Genomic DNA, 16122 nt, shown 5'->3' on the forward strand with positions numbered 1-16122 from the left:
TCACCCGCGTGCGCGCTCGTCGAGGTAGCGCTTCTCGACCTCGTTCGCCGAGTCGGCGGCGGCCGCGGCGAAGCCGGCGCGCGCCGCGGCATGCTCGCCGATGTCATCGAGCAGGTGCGCGCGCACGATCCGCGCCCTGGCGGCCGTGAGCGGATCGGACGACAGCCCGTACATCCGATCGAGGTCGTCGAACAGGGCGAGTCCGCGCCGCGCACCGAACGCGCGGGAGACGGCGACGACGCGGCTGAGCCGGACGATGCCGGAGGGCTCGAGGCGCTCGAGCCACAGGTAGAGCGCGGCGATCTGCGGCCAGTCCGTGTCGACAGCGGTCTCGGCGTGCACGTGAACCGCACTGATCGCCGCCTGGAGCTGGAACGCACCGACCTCTCCCCGCGCCCACGCCGTCTCGATCAGTCGCGACCCCTCGCCGATCAGCGCACGATCCCAGACACCCCTGTCCTGATCGTCGAGCACGACGAGGTCGTCGTCGATCTGGCGGGCGTCGCGACGTGCCTCGGTCAGCAGCATGAAGGCGAGAAGGCCCTGCGCCTCCGGATCGTCACCACGCGCGGACACGAGCATCCGGGTGAGGCGGATGGCCTCGGTCGTCAAGTCCACACGGACGAGAGCAAGACCCGTCGTCGCCGTGTACCCCTCGTTGAAGATCAGGTACAGCACCCGCTCGACAGCACTGACACGGGCGGCGAGATCGTCCTCGCCGGTGAGCTCGAACCGCGCGCCGGCCTTGCGCAGCGTCTGCTTGGCGCGGCTGATGCGGGTGGCCATGGTCGCCTCGGGCACGCCGTACGCATGCGCGATCTCCGCGGTCGTCAGCCCGCCGACCGCGCGGAGGGTGAGGGCGATCTGCGAGGAATCGGTGAGCGCAGGATGACAGCACAGCGCGAGCAGCTCGAGACTGTCGTCCCTGGCCAGCGGCATCCCCGACGGCGCTGCGGCATCGGCCCGCCGCGGATCGGACCTCAGCCATTCGTATTCGCGACGTCGATCCGCGTCTTCCGCGCGCAGAAGATCGATCAGCTTGCGGTAGCCGACCCGGATCAGCCAGCCTCGCGGCTCAGCCGGGAGGGCGTCGACCTGCCACGTGCGATGGGCCGACAGGAGCGCCTCCTGCGTCGCGTCCTCCGCGAGGTCGAAGCGTCCGAACCGACGCACCAGCGCACCGAGGACCTGAGGCGACTCCCGCCGGAGGATCTCCTCGATGCGCCGGCGCCCGGGCGTCCCGCTCACGCGAAGTCGTCGCCCATGATCGGCCTGATCTCCATCGGTTCCCCGAGCACCGCGACCATCTCCGCGACGATCTCCCGTGCACGCTCGATCCCCGTGCACTCGATGATGGCGAAGCTCGCGAGCACCTCCTTCAGCTCGGCGAACGGACCGTCCGTCGCGACGACACCCGACGCGGTCGGTCGAACGGTCGTCGTGACCGCCGGATGCCCCAGCCCCTCGCTGAGGACGAACTCCCCCGACGCGCGCAACGATTCCTCGAAGCGCTGATACGCCGCGAAGGCGTCGAGGGCGTCCGGGCTCGGAACATCCGCTGTCGCGGCATCCCAGGCGTCGGCAGGCGTATAGCTGAGCAGTAGGAACTTCACTGTTCTCCTCCGAGATCTCACGTCTTCCGATGATGTGCGATGGGTCTCTCCCACCGTACGGCTCATGCTGCTCTCCGCAAACGGATCGCCATCACGGTCACCCACCCGAACGCCACAGCGCCTGCGAGCGCGATCTGGATGCTCGACTCGGTCGGCGACATCGGCAGCAGGAGCACGAGCGCGACCGCACCATGCCCGATGGCTGCCGCCGCGTGCTTGGCTCGGATCTCGCGGACGAGGAGCGTGATGCAGGCCACGGCGAGCGCGAGGAACGACAGGGCCGCCGCAGCCGTGTGCACGATCGAGTGCCACGACATCGGGACGACGCCGTTCGGCGCACCTACGGGGAATCCGTTCTGGGGATCCATCGGGAAGAGCCCTGCGATGAGGAACGCCGCGCCGAACACCGAGACGAAGATCGGGACCAGCCGACGGCCGACGCCTTCAGGGCGCACCCCACGATAGGCGACGGCGAGCATGATGCCACCAAGCCCCGCGACGACGAACGTGAGCATCTGCACCCAGCCCAGCGACCCCGTGGCGAGCTGGCTCAGCGGATGGACGCGGATGTCGAATCCCTCGCGAGTCGTCGCCTGAAGGAACGATGAGACTGAGAAGAAGGGCCCGGCGAGGGCCGCGAACAGCAGGAGCCTCCGCGTCGACGCGCGCTGTTCCGAACGGCCCCGCGCCTGGGCGGGTGCGGAATGAATGGTCATGACGATTCCTCTCCGATGCCCCGGTCGGCGCATCTGAAGACACCACGGCGCCGTCCCGCGGATCTTGACATGGGGGCGGACGATTCGTCCTCCGCCCCCATGTCAAAGAGTCGGCGGCCGCTCCGTCGTGTCCTGTGAGCGCGGCATCCGCCGGGCCGTTTCGAACAGGAGAAGATCATGAATGACCACACGCAGACCGAGAGCGCGCAGAGCGACGCCGACGCCTACGCCTACGCCGGGAGCGCGCAGCCGGAACCCACCCCTCAGCTGCGCGGCCTCGATCGGCTCGTGGGTGAGTGGACCGTCGACGGAGGTGCCCCCGGCACGGTGCGCTACGAGTGGATGCCGGGAGGCTTCTTCCTCATCCAGCACGTCGACCTCGAGCAGTTCGGGCAGAAGGTGACTGGATTCGAGGTGATCGGCAACCTGCATCCGTTCGGGGAGCCGGTCGGTGAGGACGTGGTGTCCCGCTTCTACGACTCGCTCGGCAACACGCTCGACTACGTCTACGAGATCGAAGGCGACACGCTCACGATCTGGGGCGGAGTGAAGGGCAGTCCTGCCTACTTCCGCGGCACGTTCTCGAAGGACGACCGGATCATGGCCGGCGAATGGGTGTATCCGGGCGGCGGCGGCTACCCGTCGACGATGACCCGGAAGTGACCGGTCGTGGGCAGGAGGGCTCTCCCCTCCTGCCCACTGCGGCGGGTTGCGCCTCAGCCCACCGCGCCCGCGAGCTCGACGGGAGCGTCACCGGAGGTGTCGTCTCCCGGCCGCTTCGCCGTGTTCGCGATGTGCGCACGGCTGACGACGATCACGGCGACGATCATGAGCGCGACGCCGAGCCAGTAGGGGGCGGCGTGGCTGACCAGCGCGTAGAGCGCGCCCGCGATGAGAGGGGCGGCCGTGCCCATCGCCGCGTTCAGCGACTGGGTGGCACCGCCGAGCCAGCCCTGCTCGTCGTCGCCCACGGCGTTCGACATCGCACCGTCCATCGCGGCCTGCGAGGCGCCCTGGCCCGCGGCCAGCATGAGAGCGCCGACGATGAACACCCAGGGCTGAGCGAAGACCGAGGCGACGATCGCGAGGGCCGCGAGACCGATCATCTGCGCGACGATGCCGCTCACGATCACGCCGCGCTCACCGATGCGCGGTAGCAGGATGCCCAGCAGCACCCCCTGGATGAGGATGTCGATGATGCCGACCGCTGCGGTCAGGAGTCCGATCTGCGTCGGTCCCCACTGGATCGAGTCGAGCGCGAGCACGCTGAAGTTGTTCACGAAGAACCCGAACGGCAGCGCGAGCAGGCCGAAGCCGATCATCAGCCCGCGCAGCTCCTTGCGGCCGAACGCCTCCTTGAAGACGGCGAACGGCTGGACGTCGCGCAGTCTGATCGTGGCGATGCGGTTCCCCGGCTTGAGGCTCTCCGGGAGCAGGAAGATGCTGAGGATCGCGATCGTGAGGGCGACGGCCGCCGTGAGGAAGACGGGGAGCTGGATGCTGATGGCGGCGAGCAGACCGCCGATCGCCGGACCGATCATCGTGCCGATACCGGAGAGGGCGCCGAGGAGGCCGAAGCGCTTCGCCCGCTGTTCGGGTGGTGTGATGTCGGCGAGGTAGGCGAAGAGGGCGGGGAGGTCGCCCGCGGTCAGCCCTTGGATGACCCGGGCGAGGACGAGGACCCAGATCGCACCGCCGACACCGAACAGCGCCATCGAGAACGCAGCCCCGAACGCCGCGACGATGATGACGGGTCGACGACCGAAGCGGTCGGAGAGACGGCCGAGGAAGGGAGCAGCCAGGAAGGCGCAGAGACCGTTGACGGCCTCGAGCACGCCCACCCAGATGGCGAGGTCGCTCTCGTGCGACACGTACTGCAGCACGACGAAGGGGAGCACGGGAAGGACGACCGTCATACCGATGACGGTCAGCATCGTGAGCACGATGAGCATGATCCACGCGCGGTTCTGGTCCCGTCGCGTGAGGGATGTGGGTGAAGTCATACCGAAAGTGTAGCGATACCAGTTTTGGTGTCAAGCCAGTTTTGTAGTCGGTCCACGGTAAGCTGTCCCCATGACGACCCCAGAGCCCCTCGGACGCCGCGAACGGAAGAAGGCCGCGACCCGGAAGACGATCTCCGACGTGGCGACGGTCATGTTCCTGGAGCGCGGCTTCGACAACGTGAGCATCCGCGAGGTCGCCGATGCCGCCGATGTCTCCCCCACGACCGTCTTCGCGCACTTCCCGCAGAAGGAAGCCCTCGTCTTCGACGAGGACGACGAGCAGCGCGACCGCCTGGTGTCCGCGGTGCGCGATCGGCCAGCCGGCAGCACGATCAACCGGGCGATCCACGACTTCTACGCCGCCGAACTCCGCGCGAACGTCGATGAGCACGGCAACGACGCCACCCGCATCTTCATGCGCTTCCTCAACGAGACACCGGCACTGCGCGACTACGCGGCGAAGATGTGGCTCCGACACGAGGATGCTCTCGCCGATGCCATCGCCGACGAACTCGGTCTCGCAGAGCCGGTCGCCGAGATCCGCGTCTACGCACGGTTCGTGCTGCAGATGCAGCTGCTCGTCAACGACAGCGACGACCCCCTCGCAACCGTCGATGCGGGATTCCGACTGCTCGACAGCGGCTGGGCGCCGATCGAAGCGAAGATCTCCGAACTCCGGGCTTGATCAACTTTAGGTACGACAAAGTTGATCGGGGAATCGCTCCATCAACTTTAGGCGCGGCAAAGTTGATCACGGCATCGTCGTGACCGAGGTCGAGGCGTAGTCCGGGAGCTCGATCGCCTCGGACTTGTCGAGCATCCGGGCCACGATCTGACGCATCGGCCAGTGGTGCATGAGCCGCGCCGAGAGCACGCGCATCCGGAGCATGAACCGACCACGCGGAAGGAAGCCGTCGACGCCGCCGGGTGCCAACGTGTGGGCAGTCGCGACGTAGGGCCGCATGATCTCCTCGTAGCGGGCGAAGGCCGCCACATGATCTCCCTCGGCGCGCCCGAGCTCGCCCGCCAATACATACGCGCCGACCAGGGCGAGGCTCGTGCCCATGCCGGTGAGGGGCGACCCGCAGTAGCCTGCGTCGCCGACCAGGGCGACGCGACCTCGAGTCCAGGCGTCCATGTGCACCTGACTGACGGTGTCGAGGTGGAACTCGTCATCTGCGTCGGCCGCAGCGAGAAGCTCCTCCGAGCGCCAGCCCATCCCCGCGAAGACCTCGTGGAGAAGCCGCTTCTGGCTGGCGACGTCACGCCGGTCCACGTCCGCGCCGGTGTCCGCGAAAGCCAGCATCGCCTTCGCCGAGCCGCCGCGCTCGGGCCTCAGCGCGAGCATCCTCCCCGGCTCGCTGTACATGTCGAACCAATCATCGAGGGGCCCCGGATCAGGAACCGTGCAGTACCCGAGGTAGGCGCCGAGGTGGACGACGTAGTCGGATTCCGGACCGAAGGCGAGCGCCCGCACACCGGAGTGGATGCCGTCAGCGCCCACCACGAAATCGAAGGTGCGCACGCCCCCACTGCGGAAGGTGACCTCGACGCCGTCGGGGCCGTCCGAGAGCGCTTCGATGCGGTCGCCGAAGATCGTCTCGGTGTGATCGGCTACGAGGTCATGGAGGATCTCAGTGAGATCACCTTTCATGATCTCGATCTCGGTCACGGGGCTGCCATCGCCGACGAAGAGGTCGGCGGGCATCGTGGCGAGCTCACGGCCGGCGCTGTCGATGTAGCGCAGCCCTTTCTCGTTCACGATGCGCTCGCGCACACGGGACATGATGCCCATCCGCTGCGCGACCACCTCGCCGAGACCGCGGAGGTCGACGGCCTGGCCGCCGAGGCGGAGATCGGGTGCCTGCTCGACGATCGTGGAGCGGATGCCCTGCCGGTGAAGCCAGTGCGCGAGGGCGGGCCCTGCAATGCCTGCGCCGGAGATGAGTACGCTGTATTCGTTCATGTACCGCACGGTAATACCGCCGACGTACGGTGTACAAGTGTTCTAGCTAGACGGATGGTGTACTAGTACGGTGCGAGTGACTTCTCAGAGCATCGCGGCGGAGATCGCCGAGCGGATCGCGTCAGGCGATCTGGGCCCGGGCGACCAGGTGCCCTCTGCGCGCGGCATCACACGCGAATGGGGCGTCGCGATCGCCACCGCGACCAAGACCCTCGCCCTGCTGCAGCAGCAAGGCCTCATCGTCTCGACGCCCGGCATCGGGAGCGTCGTCGCCTCCGACACTTCACCGCCCACCCCGCCGCTGTCGACCTCGACGGTCGTCACCACCGCGATCACGATGGCAGACGCGGAAGGCATCGACGCGATCTCCATGAGGCGGATCGCTGCCGAACTCGGCACCCCGACGATGTCGCTGTACCGACACGTCGAGAGCAAAGACGGCCTCGTGCTGCTCATGATCGACGCGGTTCTCGGGGAGGAGTCGTTCCCCGAGCCTTCAGCCGACTGGCGTGCCGACCTCGAGGTGTCGGCACGGCTGCAGTGGGCGGGCTTCCAGCGGCATCCCTGGCTCGCCGGCGTGATGTCGATCTCGAGACCCCAGCTCGTTCCGAACGGATTCCGCTACACGGAGTGGTGTCTGCGGGCCCTCGAACCACTCGGCCTGAGCATGGAGGCGATGATGTACATCAGCGTGATCGTCTTCAGCCACGTGAAATCCCTGGCGACCGACATCGCCTTCGAAGCCGAGCAGCGACAGGACACCGGCCTCACGGCGGACGAGTACATGACCACGCGGTCCACGGACATCGCCGCCATGGTGTCGCCGACGGATCTGCCCCTGCTCGCCTCCCTCGTCAGATCCGACGACTTCGACCTCGACCTCGACGCCCTGTTCGAGTTCGGTCTGCAGCGACTGCTCGACGGGATCGAGAGCTGGCTGCCGCGCTGACGCGCGCCCCGGTCGTCAATCGTCGCGAGGCCGCTGACGCAGGCTCTTGACGTCGGTGCGTCGCTGTTTGGCCTTGAGCCGACGCTCCTTCGAGCCACGGCTCGGCTTCGTCGGCCGCCGCGGCGGTGCCGGTGGACGCAGAGCTTCGCCCACCAGCGCGACCAGCCGGTCACGGGCGGCATCCCTGTTGCGCAGCTGGGCACGGTGCTCGGATGCCGCGATCGTCAGCACCCCGTCGACCAGGCGACCGCCCAGCCGATCGAGCAGCCTCTCGCGCTGATGCGGGGAGAGCACCGTCGAGTTCGCCGCATCCCAGACGAGCTCCGCCCGCGAGTCAGCCGTGTTCACGCCCTGCCCTCCGGGCCCGGACGAGCGCGAGAAGCGCCACGACAGCTCGGCCTCGGGGATCGTGAGACCCGACGAGACCCGCAGACCGGGGCGATGGGCGGAAGGCATGCCTCCATCATCGGCCCTCCGGAAGGGATGGCGCATCTCGCGGCTAGCATTGGCGAGGTGGCGGCGGCATCCACTTCGCAGAGATCTGCGCGGCCGCCTCACGCGGAGCACGAATGAACTCATACCGGCAGGACGACTGGGCGGCGAGCCCCTCGTTTCCGTCGACCGTGAATGAGCCGTATCTGATGGGCACGGGCGTCGTCACTGCCGAGGACACCGGCACTCGCCCGCTATCTCCGCCGCACAGCCACGCCGACCCGATGCTGGCCTGGTGCTATCGCGGCACCGTGTGGGTGCACCTGCAGGATGCGCGGTGGCGCCTCGCCCCCGGTCAGGGCGTGTGGATCCCCGCGCACACCCCGCACACGGCCCACCACGAACCCGACTCGACCGGCTGCTACACGTACATCCCGGACTCCGCGCTGATCACTCCGGTGGACGACATCACCCGGGTGCTGGTGCCGCGCGCGGTGCAGGAGATGCTGCTCCACCTCGGCATCAACGACATGCCGACCGACCTGCGCGTGCGCATCCAGTCGGTGCTCATCGAGATGCTGCAGCAGCCCCTGCCGGAGGCCTCGAGCGAATGGGGCGAGGTGCCGATGCCTGCGGATGAGCGGGTCGCCCCGCTCGTGCAGGCGGTACTCGCCGACCCCGGCGATCCACGAGGGGCCGTCGAGCTGTTCCTCGCGCACGGGCTTCACGAGCGAACCGTGCTGCGCATCTTCCAGAACGACGTGGGCATGAGCTTCGGGCGGTGGCGCACCGGCGTGCGCATGACTCTCGGTGCACGGCTGATCGTCGACGGCACCCCGATCGGCGCGGCCGCGCACCGCTGCGGCTACGCCACGACGAGCGCCTTCTCCGCGGCGTTCAAGGAGCGCTTCGGGCTCACCCCACGCCAGCACGTGGCGCGCGTGCAGGCCGACAGCGCGCACCAGCTCTACTGGCGATGACGGCGCGGTGGCGCTGGCGGTGACCACTCAGCGGTGAACCCGACCGCGGTTGTCGGTTCAGCGACACAAGTCGTCGCTCCCGCAACACTGGACGCTGCATCCGCGTTCTAGCATCATTCTGTTAGGGCATGCTTACCTAACTTCTCGCCGCGTCGACGCGGCAACACCCTCCCCCCTTCCCGAAGGAGAACCATGTCGCACGCTTCTGCGCGCCCGATGATCCGCCGAGGCTCCGCCCTCGTCGCCGCGGCCGTCGCCGCCGCCCTCGCCCTCGCCGGGTGCTCGTCCACCCCCGAGAACTCCGGCTCCGCCTCGACCGCCGTGGACGGCGTGGTGATCGAGCACGGCCACGGCAAGACCGTGATCCCCGAGAAGCCGCAGCGCATCGTCACCCTCGGCTGGATGACCTCTGACATCGTCGCCGCGCTCGGCACGAACCCGGTCGGCATGGAAGAGGTCTGGGGCGCGGGCGAGAGCGGCTACCAGCCCTGGTTCGAGGACTACGTCACCGAGGAGTACGGCGAGACCCCCGAGATCATCCCCTTCCTCGAAGACGGCCCGAACTACGAGGCCATCAAGGAGCTCAAGCCCGACCTCATCCTGAGCCTCTACTCCGGCGTCTCCGACATCGAGTACGAGCGTCTGACCGAGATCGCCCCGACCGTCCCCTACATCGAAGGCCCCTGGAACCCGGGCACGTGGGAGGACATGACCCGCACGGTCGGCAAGGCGCTGTCCGAGGAGGACAAGGCCGAGGAGCTGATCGCCGAGACCAAGAAGCAGATCACCACGCTGGCCGGCGAGCACCCCGAGTTCGAGGACAAGACCTTCGTCTGGGGCCTGACCCTGAACGAGGGCGGCACCGACCTCGGCGTCTACCTCGAGTACGACCCCCGCGTTCGCATCACCGAGGCCCTCGGATTCACCTCGACGTCGGCGATGGACAGCTTCCTCTCGACCGCCGAGGGCGACAACTGGTACACCGGCGTCAGCCTCGAGAACCTCTACGACGTCGAGGCCGATCTGTTCGCGGCCTGGGGCGGCAGCGCCGATGAAGGCACCTACACGGTCGAGAACAAGGTCGTGTCGCGCTGGAACCCGATCGCCAACGGCTCGTACGTGATCTACGCCGACGACGCCGAGGCCTCGGCCATCAGCGCGCCCACGGTGCTCTCGCTGAAGTACATCCTGCCGAAGTACGTCGATGACCTCGCCGGGGCGCTCCAGGGCGAGCCCACCATCACCGGCAAGTGATCCGAGAGATGTCCCTGGCGACGGATGACGGCACGGACGTCTCGAACACGGGTGCGGGGAGTCGTGCAGTCGACTCCCCGCACCGCAACGGGACGCTCGTGGCGGGACTGGCCATCACGGTCGTGGTGCTGGCCATCGCCGCCATCGCCTCGCTCGCCGTCGGCGCCCGCGCGATCGACCCCGTCACCGTGCTGCAGTCCCTCTTCTCCTACGACGACGAGAACCCGCTGCACCTGATGGTCATGGAGCTGCGCGTGCCCCGCACGCTGCTCGGCATCGTCGTGGGTGCCGCTCTCGCGGTATGCGGCGGGCTGATCCAGGCCTTCACCCGCAACCCGCTCGCCGACCCCGGCATCCTCGGTGTGAACGCCGGGGCATCCTTCGCCGTCACGTTCGCGGTCGGCGTGCTCGGGCTCACCACTCCCGGCGCCTACGTGCCCTTCGCCCTCGGCGGGGCCTTCGTCCTCACCATGCTCGTCTACATCCTGGGCTCGTTCGGAGCCTCGGGCGCGACCCCCATGAAGCTCACCCTCGCCGGCGTCGCACTCGGCGCGGCCTTCACCGGCTTCACCACCGCGATCGTGCTGCGCGACCACAGCACCCTGCAGGTGATGCGGTTCTGGGGCGTCGGCTCGATCGGCGGACGAACCCTCGACCAGCTCACCTGGGCCGTGCCCCTGATCGTCGCCGGGCTCCTGATCGGGCTCCTCTGCGCGCGCTCGCTGAACGCCCTGGCCCTCGGAGACGACCTGGCACAGGCCCTCGGCGCACGCGTGCGCGTGACCCGCATCCTCGTCATCATCGCCGTCACTCTGCTGGCCGGCACCAGCGTCGCCGCCGCCGGCCCCATCGCCTTCGTCGGGCTCATGATCCCGCACATCGTCCGCTGGTTCACCGGACCGGATCAACGCTGGGTGCTCGCGTACTCGATGGTCATCGGGCCCGCCTTCCTGCTGTTCGCCGACATCCTCGGCCGTATCGTGCTGCCCAACGGCGAGATGCGCGTGGGCATCGTCACCGCACTCCTCGGCGCCCCGATCCTGATCATGCTCGTTCGTCGCAAGCGGGTGAGCGGACTGTGAGCATCGACCAGAAGCCCCTCGCGGCACCGAGGACCACCGCACCACGCGCAACCGCTCCGCCGGCCGCGTTCGTGCCGGTCGATCACGGACGCCGCCTGTTCCGGATCGAGACCGCGCACATCGCCGCGCTCATCCCCGTGCGCTCCGTCGTCGTCAGCATCGTGCTGGTCGTCGTGATCGTCGGAGCGGGTCTCTTCTCCATGACCCTCGGCGCCTACGAGGTCGACTTCGCCGCCGTCATCCGGGCGATCTTCGACCCCTCCTCCGACCCCGACATCCGCCAGGTGGTCTTCGAATGGCGCCTGCCGCGCGTGCTGTTCGCAGTGCTGTGCGGGGCGGCGCTCGCCCTCGCCGGCGGCATCTTCCAGTCACTCACCCGCAACCCGCTCGGCTCTCCCGACATCATCGGCTTCGGCATCGGCGCCCAGTTCGGTGTGACGCTGGTGATGATCGTCTTCGAGCTGAACACGTACATGTTCAAGGCGGCCGGCGCGCTGGTCGGCGGCCTGTTCACCGCGTTGCTCGTCTACGTGCTCGCCAACAAGAACACGATGTCGTCGTTCCGGCTCATCATCGTCGGCATCGGGGTCTCGGCAGGGCTCGGATCGCTCACCTCGTGGATCCTGATCTCGGTCAGCGTCGAGAAGGCGATGATGGCGGCGACCTGGGGTGCGGGTTCGATCGCCTCGCTCGGCTTCGACCAGCTGATCCCGGCGGCGATCGTGTTCGCGATCGTGACCCTGCTGTCCCTCCCCCTCGCCCGCACGCTGCCGGTGCTCGAGATGGGCGACGACGCGGCAACCGCCCTGGGGATCAGCCCCGGACGCACCCGGCTCGCGGCGATGGTGTTCGGCGTGGCCCTGGTCGCGCTCGTCACCGCGGCCGCCGGACCCATCTCGTTCATCGCCCTCGCGGCTCCGCAGATCTCGCAGCGCCTCACCCGCTCGAACACCCCGATGGGCACGGTGCCCGTGATGCTGACCGGCGCCGCCCTCGTCGTGGTGTCGGACGCCGTCGCCCAGCTCGTCGCCGTGCCGGTCGGCGTCGTGACGGTCTCGGTCGGCGGCATCTATCTCGCCTGGCTGCTCGCCGCCCAGTACGCGCGCCGCACCTGAAAGGAACACGCATGACCGCTTCGCTGCTGGCCCGCGACATCACGCTGGGCTACGGGGAGACCCCCATCATCTCCGCCCTCACGCTCGAGGTGCCGGACGACTCGTTCACGATCATCATCGGGCCCAACGCGTGCGGCAAGTCGACCCTGCTGCGCGGGTTCGCCCGGTTGCTGCGCCCGAGCACCGGCGCCGTGCTGCTCGACGGCGACGAGCTGCGCTCGCTCAAGCCCAAGGAAGCCGCCCGCAAGCTGGGGCTCCTCCCCCAGTCATCCATCGCGCCCGACGGCATCACGGTCGCCGACCTCGTGGGCCGCGGACGCTTTCCGCACCAGAGCGCGATGCGCACCTGGAGCAGCGCCGACGAGCGCGCGGTCTCCGAGGCCATGGCCGCGACCGGGGTCACCGACCTGTCGCGCCGTCTGGTGGACGAGCTCTCCGGCGGGCAGCGGCAGCGCGTCTGGGTCGCGATGGCCCTCGCCCAGCAGACCAAACACCTGCTGCTCGACGAACCGACGACCTTCCTCGACATCGCGCACCAGATCGACCTGATGGAGCTGTTCGCCGACCTGCACCGCAGCGGCACCACCCTCGTCGCCGTGCTGCACGACCTCAACCACGCCGCCCGCTACGCGACCCACCTCGTGGCGATGCGCGACGGGGCCATCGTGGCACAGGGCGACCCGCGCGAGATCATCACGGCCGAGCTCGTGAACGCCGTGTACGACCTGCCGTGCAAGGTCATCACCGACCCCGTCTCGGGCACACCGCTGGTGCTGCCGCTCGGCCGGCGGACGCCGTGACGCGCACCCCGCGGAGTCTGTTTGGGATCGCGCTGAAGTCCGAGGGACGCGGTTTCGCCCTCGCCGGAGCGACAGCGCTGCTCATCGTGCACGCGCTGGCCGAGGCGACGATCCCGGTCATCATCGGGGCGACGATCGACCGCGCGGTGCTCCCCGCCGACCCCGCAGCGCTCACGCTCTGGCTCGGCGTGCTGGTGGGCACGTTCCTCGTGCTGACCGTGAGCTACCAGTCGGCCTCCCGGCTGATGGTCTCGATCTACGGATACGGGGAGCAGGCGCTACGCCACCTCACCCTCTCCCGGATGCTTCGTCCTCGGCTCTCCTGCCGCACGGTGACGCCGGGTGAAGCCCTCACCTTCGTCACCTCCGACACCTACCGGGTGGCCGGAGTCGCCTGGTCGGTGGCGCAGCAGTGCTCCACGATCGCCGCGATCGTCGGCGCCGGACTCGCGATGCTGGTGATCTCCCCCGTCGCGACGATCGTGGTCTTCGGCTCCACCATCGCGATGATGCTGGTGATGCAGGTCGTCTCCCGCCCGCTCGAACGCCGCGGGTTCGCCGAGCAGCACGCGGCGACCGAGGCCGGGGCGGTCGCCGCCGACTTCATGAGCGGATTCCGGGTGCTGGTCGGCATCGGTGCGCGCGAGGAGGCCGTGCGGCGGTACGTCGCCGCGAGCGACACCTCCCGTCGCGCCGCCACCGCCGCCGGCCGGTCGCTCGCCTCGTACGAGGCGGTGAGCAGCACCCTGGCCGCAGTCGCGACGACCGCGCTCGCGGGCATGTCGGCCTGGTTCGCCGCGGAGGGCCGCATCAGCATCGGCGAGCTGGTGACCGTGCTCGGGCTCGCCCAGTTCATCAGCGGCTACCTCGCGTATGCGGGTTCGTTCCCCTCGAACTGGATCCACAAGCTCGCCTCCGCCAAGCGGCTCGCCGAGGTGATCGACGCGGACGATCTGCTCGATCCGCCCACCGGTTCCCGCCGCGGTGCAGAGGTGCCGGACGATGTCGTGCTGACCTTCCGTGCCGGATCCGCTGCGCCCGTGATCGAGGTGCATGAGCGGGAACTGCTCGGCATCCGTCCCGCCGACAGCGACACGGCCCGCGCCCTGTCCCGTCTGCTGGGTCTGCGCACGCGGACCGACCGTGGCCGGGTCTCGCTCGCCGTCGAGGGTGAACTCCTCGATCTGACCGACCTGGATCCGGTGGAGTACCGCCGCCGGGTCGTCGCTCCTCCCCACGGTCAGACGATCGTGAGCGGCTCCCTGCACGAAGCCGTGCGGGGGCACGGAGTGGACGAGCCCGCGCACCCGCCCTTCGTCGAGATGGCGGCGCTCCACGACACCGTGGTGCAGGTCGGCGGCTGGGAATCGCAGGTCGGCGAAGCCGGACGACGACTCTCGGGAGGACAGCGGCAGCGCATCGGCATCGCCCGAGCCCTGCACGCGGATGCCGACGTGCTCGTGCTCGACGAGCCGACCTCCGCCGTCGACGCCATCACGGAGGCGCACATCGCCCGCGCCCTCGCCGAGCACGACGAGACCGTGATCGTGATCACCACCTCTCCGGTGCTGCTCAGCGCGTGCGACCGAGTCATCGACCTCCCCGCCGAACGATCGGACGCCCACCATGAGTGATCCGACCTCGACCACCGCTCTGCTGCCGATCGCCTCCGGCGCCCGCGTGCGTGCCGTCGTCGGTGCCCTCCTGCGCCAGCATCCCGGCCGCGCGGCGGCCGTCGCCACCCTCTTCCTCGCGGCGTCCGCACTCGGGATCGTGATGCCGGCGTGCCTGGGGCGCATCGTCGATGCCGTGTCCACCGACGCCGGGGTCGCACCCATCGCCGGCTGGGTCGCCGGGGCGGGCCTGGGTGCCATCGGTGCCGCCATCGTGATGCTGTGGGCCGTGCGGATGCTCACCGGCTTGGTGCAGGACATGCTCGCCACGCTCCGCGAAGACGTGTTCGCCTCGGCGATGCGGCTCCCGGTGAGCTCGGTCGACGACGGCGAGAGTGCCGACCTGCTGTCCCGCGTCACCGGCGATGTCGATGCGGTGGCCGAGGCCGGAGGGAACGTCGCCCCTACCCTGCTGTCGGCGGCCTTCGCGATCGGCGTCTCGGTGGTGGCCCTGACCGCCCTCGACCCCTTGCTCGCGCTCGCGGGCATCGCCTCTGCGCCGTTCTACGTGCTCGGCACCCGCGCGTTCCTGCGCAGGTCGCGCGTGGTGTTCCGCGAGGTACGGGTGCGCGAAGCCGCCCGCAGCCAGGCGGTGCTCGACGCGGTCGAGGGCATCGAGACGCTCACCGCGTTCAACGAGCAGGAACCCGCTCTCGAGCGTGTGCGCGAGCGCGCAGAGGCGTCGATCCAGATGCAGATCGAGGGCGTGCGGGTGACGAACCGGCTGTTCCGCTGGATCAACGGCGGCGAACTCGTCGGGCTGGCCGCGATCCTCGGTGCCGGATTCCTGCTGCAGTCCTCCGGCGCGATCACGGTGGGCGCGGTCACCACCGCCGCGTTGCTGTTCCACCGGCTGTTCGGCCCGGTCGGGCAGCTGATCTTCGGACTCGACGACATCCAGCGGGCGGCGATCGGACTCGCGCGGCTCGTCGGCGTCATCGACCTCGCGCCCGCGCCTACCGCGCAGACCTCGGAGGTTGACGCCGCGCACCGGGCATCCGCAGGGATCGAGGTGCGGGACGTGACGTTCCGCTACCCGACCACCGGCCGCGGCATCAGCGACGTGAATCTGCAGGTCGCTGCGGGCACCACAGCAGCGCTGGTCGGCACGTCGGGGTCGGGCAAGAGCACGCTCGCCCGCGTGATCGCCGGGCATCATCCGCCGACCTCGGGCAGTGTGCACCTCGCATCCCGCACGGAGGCCCCGTACTACCTGTCGCAGGAGCTGCACCACTTCCGGGGCACGATCGCCGACAACCTGCGCCTCGTCGCCCCCGAGGCGACCGACGAAGTGGTGTTGACGGCGCTGCGAGCGGTCGGAGCGGAATGGGCGATCGAGGCGATGGTGCGCGAGGAGAGGGCGGAAGGCGAGGGCGCATCCGCTGATCCCGTCGCGCCGCTCGACGAGGGACGCATCCAGCAACTCGCCGTCGCCCGCGCCTTCCTCGCCGACCCGGATGTGGTGATCCTCGACGAGGCCACCGCCGATGTCGGGCTCCATCACCGCGAAGCCGTGGAAGACGCGATCGCCGCGCTGCG

General features: G+C 69.2%; 16 protein-coding genes. 10 read left to right on the forward strand and 6 right to left on the reverse strand.

The annotated features are described in order from the left end of the window. From CQ042_RS18255 to CQ042_RS18265, 3 genes are all read right to left on the reverse strand, one after another. Complete coding sequence (locus tag CQ042_RS18255) at positions 1–1248, reverse strand: RNA polymerase sigma factor (RefSeq protein WP_105671866.1); 1248 nt, start codon at positions 1246–1248, stop codon at positions 1–3. Next, positions 1245–1613: a YciI family protein gene (locus CQ042_RS18260; RefSeq protein ID WP_105671867.1), complete on the reverse strand. Its 369-nt coding sequence runs from the start codon at positions 1611–1613 to the stop codon at positions 1245–1247. The genes CQ042_RS18255 and CQ042_RS18260 overlap by 4 nt, the downstream gene beginning before the upstream one ends. A 62-nt stretch (positions 1614–1675) precedes the next feature. Next, positions 1676–2329, reverse strand: a complete 654-nt coding sequence (locus CQ042_RS18265) for a DUF998 domain-containing protein (RefSeq protein WP_105671868.1) — start codon at positions 2327–2329, stop codon at positions 1676–1678. Positions 2330–2506: 177 nt separating this feature from the next. Between CQ042_RS18265 and CQ042_RS18270 the strand changes: the two genes are divergently transcribed. Beyond that, positions 2507–2992, forward strand: coding sequence for a hypothetical protein (locus CQ042_RS18270; RefSeq protein ID WP_105671869.1), 486 nt, complete (start codon positions 2507–2509; stop codon positions 2990–2992). Positions 2993–3045: 53 nt separating this feature from the next. Here CQ042_RS18270 and tet(42) read toward each other — a convergent pair whose 3' ends face one another. Next, positions 3046–4332, reverse strand: a complete 1287-nt coding sequence (gene tet(42) / locus CQ042_RS18275; RefSeq protein ID WP_258132339.1) for a tetracycline efflux MFS transporter Tet(42) — start codon at positions 4330–4332, stop codon at positions 3046–3048. 70 nt (positions 4333–4402) lie between these two features. Here tet(42) and CQ042_RS18280 point away from each other — a divergent pair, with 70 nt between their 5' ends. Beyond that, positions 4403–5017, forward strand: a complete 615-nt coding sequence (locus tag CQ042_RS18280) for a TetR/AcrR family transcriptional regulator (RefSeq protein WP_105671871.1) — start codon at positions 4403–4405, stop codon at positions 5015–5017. Between the two features lie 66 nt (positions 5018–5083). Here CQ042_RS18280 and CQ042_RS18285 read toward each other — a convergent pair whose 3' ends face one another. Further along, positions 5084–6298, reverse strand: a complete 1215-nt coding sequence (locus CQ042_RS18285; RefSeq protein ID WP_105671886.1) for an FAD-dependent monooxygenase — start codon at positions 6296–6298, stop codon at positions 5084–5086. A gap of 76 nt (positions 6299–6374) precedes the next feature. Here CQ042_RS18285 and CQ042_RS18290 point away from each other — a divergent pair, with 76 nt between their 5' ends. After that, positions 6375–7247, forward strand: coding sequence for a TetR/AcrR family transcriptional regulator C-terminal domain-containing protein (locus tag CQ042_RS18290; protein ID WP_219844875.1), 873 nt, complete (start codon positions 6375–6377; stop codon positions 7245–7247). A gap of 15 nt (positions 7248–7262) precedes the next feature. On the opposite strand, the gene arfB is transcribed toward CQ042_RS18290, so the two are convergent. Beyond that, a complete protein-coding gene (arfB, locus tag CQ042_RS18295) occupies positions 7263–7703 on the reverse strand; it encodes an alternative ribosome rescue aminoacyl-tRNA hydrolase ArfB (protein ID WP_105671873.1) in 441 nt (146 codons plus the stop codon). 113 nt (positions 7704–7816) lie between these two features. On the opposite strand from arfB, the gene CQ042_RS18300 reads away from it, so the two are divergent. From CQ042_RS18300 to CQ042_RS18330, 7 genes are all read left to right on the forward strand, one after another. Then, positions 7817–8659: an AraC family transcriptional regulator gene (locus CQ042_RS18300; protein WP_105671874.1), complete on the forward strand. Its 843-nt coding sequence runs from the start codon at positions 7817–7819 to the stop codon at positions 8657–8659. A gap of 192 nt (positions 8660–8851) precedes the next feature. Further along, the gene (locus tag CQ042_RS18305) at positions 8852–9913 is read left to right on the forward strand and encodes an iron-siderophore ABC transporter substrate-binding protein (RefSeq protein WP_105671875.1); all 1062 of its coding nucleotides are present in this window, start codon (positions 8852–8854) and stop codon (positions 9911–9913) included. Continuing rightward, positions 9910–10995: an iron ABC transporter permease gene (locus CQ042_RS18310; RefSeq protein WP_105671876.1), complete on the forward strand. Its 1086-nt coding sequence runs from the start codon at positions 9910–9912 to the stop codon at positions 10993–10995. Before CQ042_RS18305 ends, CQ042_RS18310 begins: the two co-directional genes overlap by 4 nt. Next, positions 10992–12110, forward strand: a complete 1119-nt coding sequence (locus CQ042_RS18315) for an iron chelate uptake ABC transporter family permease subunit (protein WP_105671877.1) — start codon at positions 10992–10994, stop codon at positions 12108–12110. Before CQ042_RS18310 ends, CQ042_RS18315 begins: the two co-directional genes overlap by 4 nt. Before the next feature lie 11 nt (positions 12111–12121). Continuing rightward, positions 12122–12910 (forward strand): ABC transporter ATP-binding protein, encoded by a 789-nt coding sequence (locus CQ042_RS18320; RefSeq protein WP_105671878.1) that lies wholly within the window; start codon positions 12122–12124, stop codon positions 12908–12910. Beyond that, positions 12907–14544 carry an ABC transporter ATP-binding protein gene (locus CQ042_RS18325; protein ID WP_181157625.1) on the forward strand — a complete coding sequence of 546 codons (1638 nt, stop codon included), beginning with the start codon at positions 12907–12909 and terminating at the stop codon, positions 14542–14544. Before CQ042_RS18320 ends, CQ042_RS18325 begins: the two co-directional genes overlap by 4 nt. Then, a partial coding sequence (locus tag CQ042_RS18330) for an ABC transporter ATP-binding protein (protein ID WP_105671880.1) occupies positions 14537–16122 on the forward strand: 1586 nt, incomplete at its 3' end. The genes CQ042_RS18325 and CQ042_RS18330, both read left to right, overlap by 8 nt.

The organism is Microbacterium sp. MYb62, assembly GCF_002979475.1.
In the GTDB taxonomy this organism is placed as follows: Bacteria; Actinomycetota; Actinomycetes; order Actinomycetales; family Microbacteriaceae; genus Microbacterium.

What these genes read in the sequence shown, in the direction of transcription:
- CQ042_RS18265 (WP_105671868.1), bottom strand. Translation starts at nt 2,329, where the DNA reads ATGACCATTCATTCCGCACCCGCCCAGGCGCGGGGCCGTTCGGAACAG.
- CQ042_RS18270 (WP_105671869.1), top strand. Translation starts at nt 2,507, where the DNA reads ATGAATGACCACACGCAGACCGAGAGCGCGCAGAGCGACGCCGACGCC.
- CQ042_RS18280 (WP_105671871.1), top strand. Translation starts at nt 4,403, where the DNA reads ATGACGACCCCAGAGCCCCTCGGACGCCGCGAACGGAAGAAGGCCGCG.
- CQ042_RS18285 (WP_105671886.1), bottom strand. Translation starts at nt 6,298, where the DNA reads ATGAACGAATACAGCGTACTCATCTCCGGCGCAGGCATTGCAGGGCCC.
- arfB (WP_105671873.1), bottom strand. Translation starts at nt 7,703, where the DNA reads ATGCCTTCCGCCCATCGCCCCGGTCTGCGGGTCTCGTCGGGTCTCACG.
- CQ042_RS18300 (WP_105671874.1), top strand. Translation starts at nt 7,817, where the DNA reads ATGAACTCATACCGGCAGGACGACTGGGCGGCGAGCCCCTCGTTTCCG.
- CQ042_RS18305 (WP_105671875.1), top strand. Translation starts at nt 8,852, where the DNA reads ATGTCGCACGCTTCTGCGCGCCCGATGATCCGCCGAGGCTCCGCCCTC.
- CQ042_RS18320 (WP_105671878.1), top strand. Translation starts at nt 12,122, where the DNA reads ATGACCGCTTCGCTGCTGGCCCGCGACATCACGCTGGGCTACGGGGAG.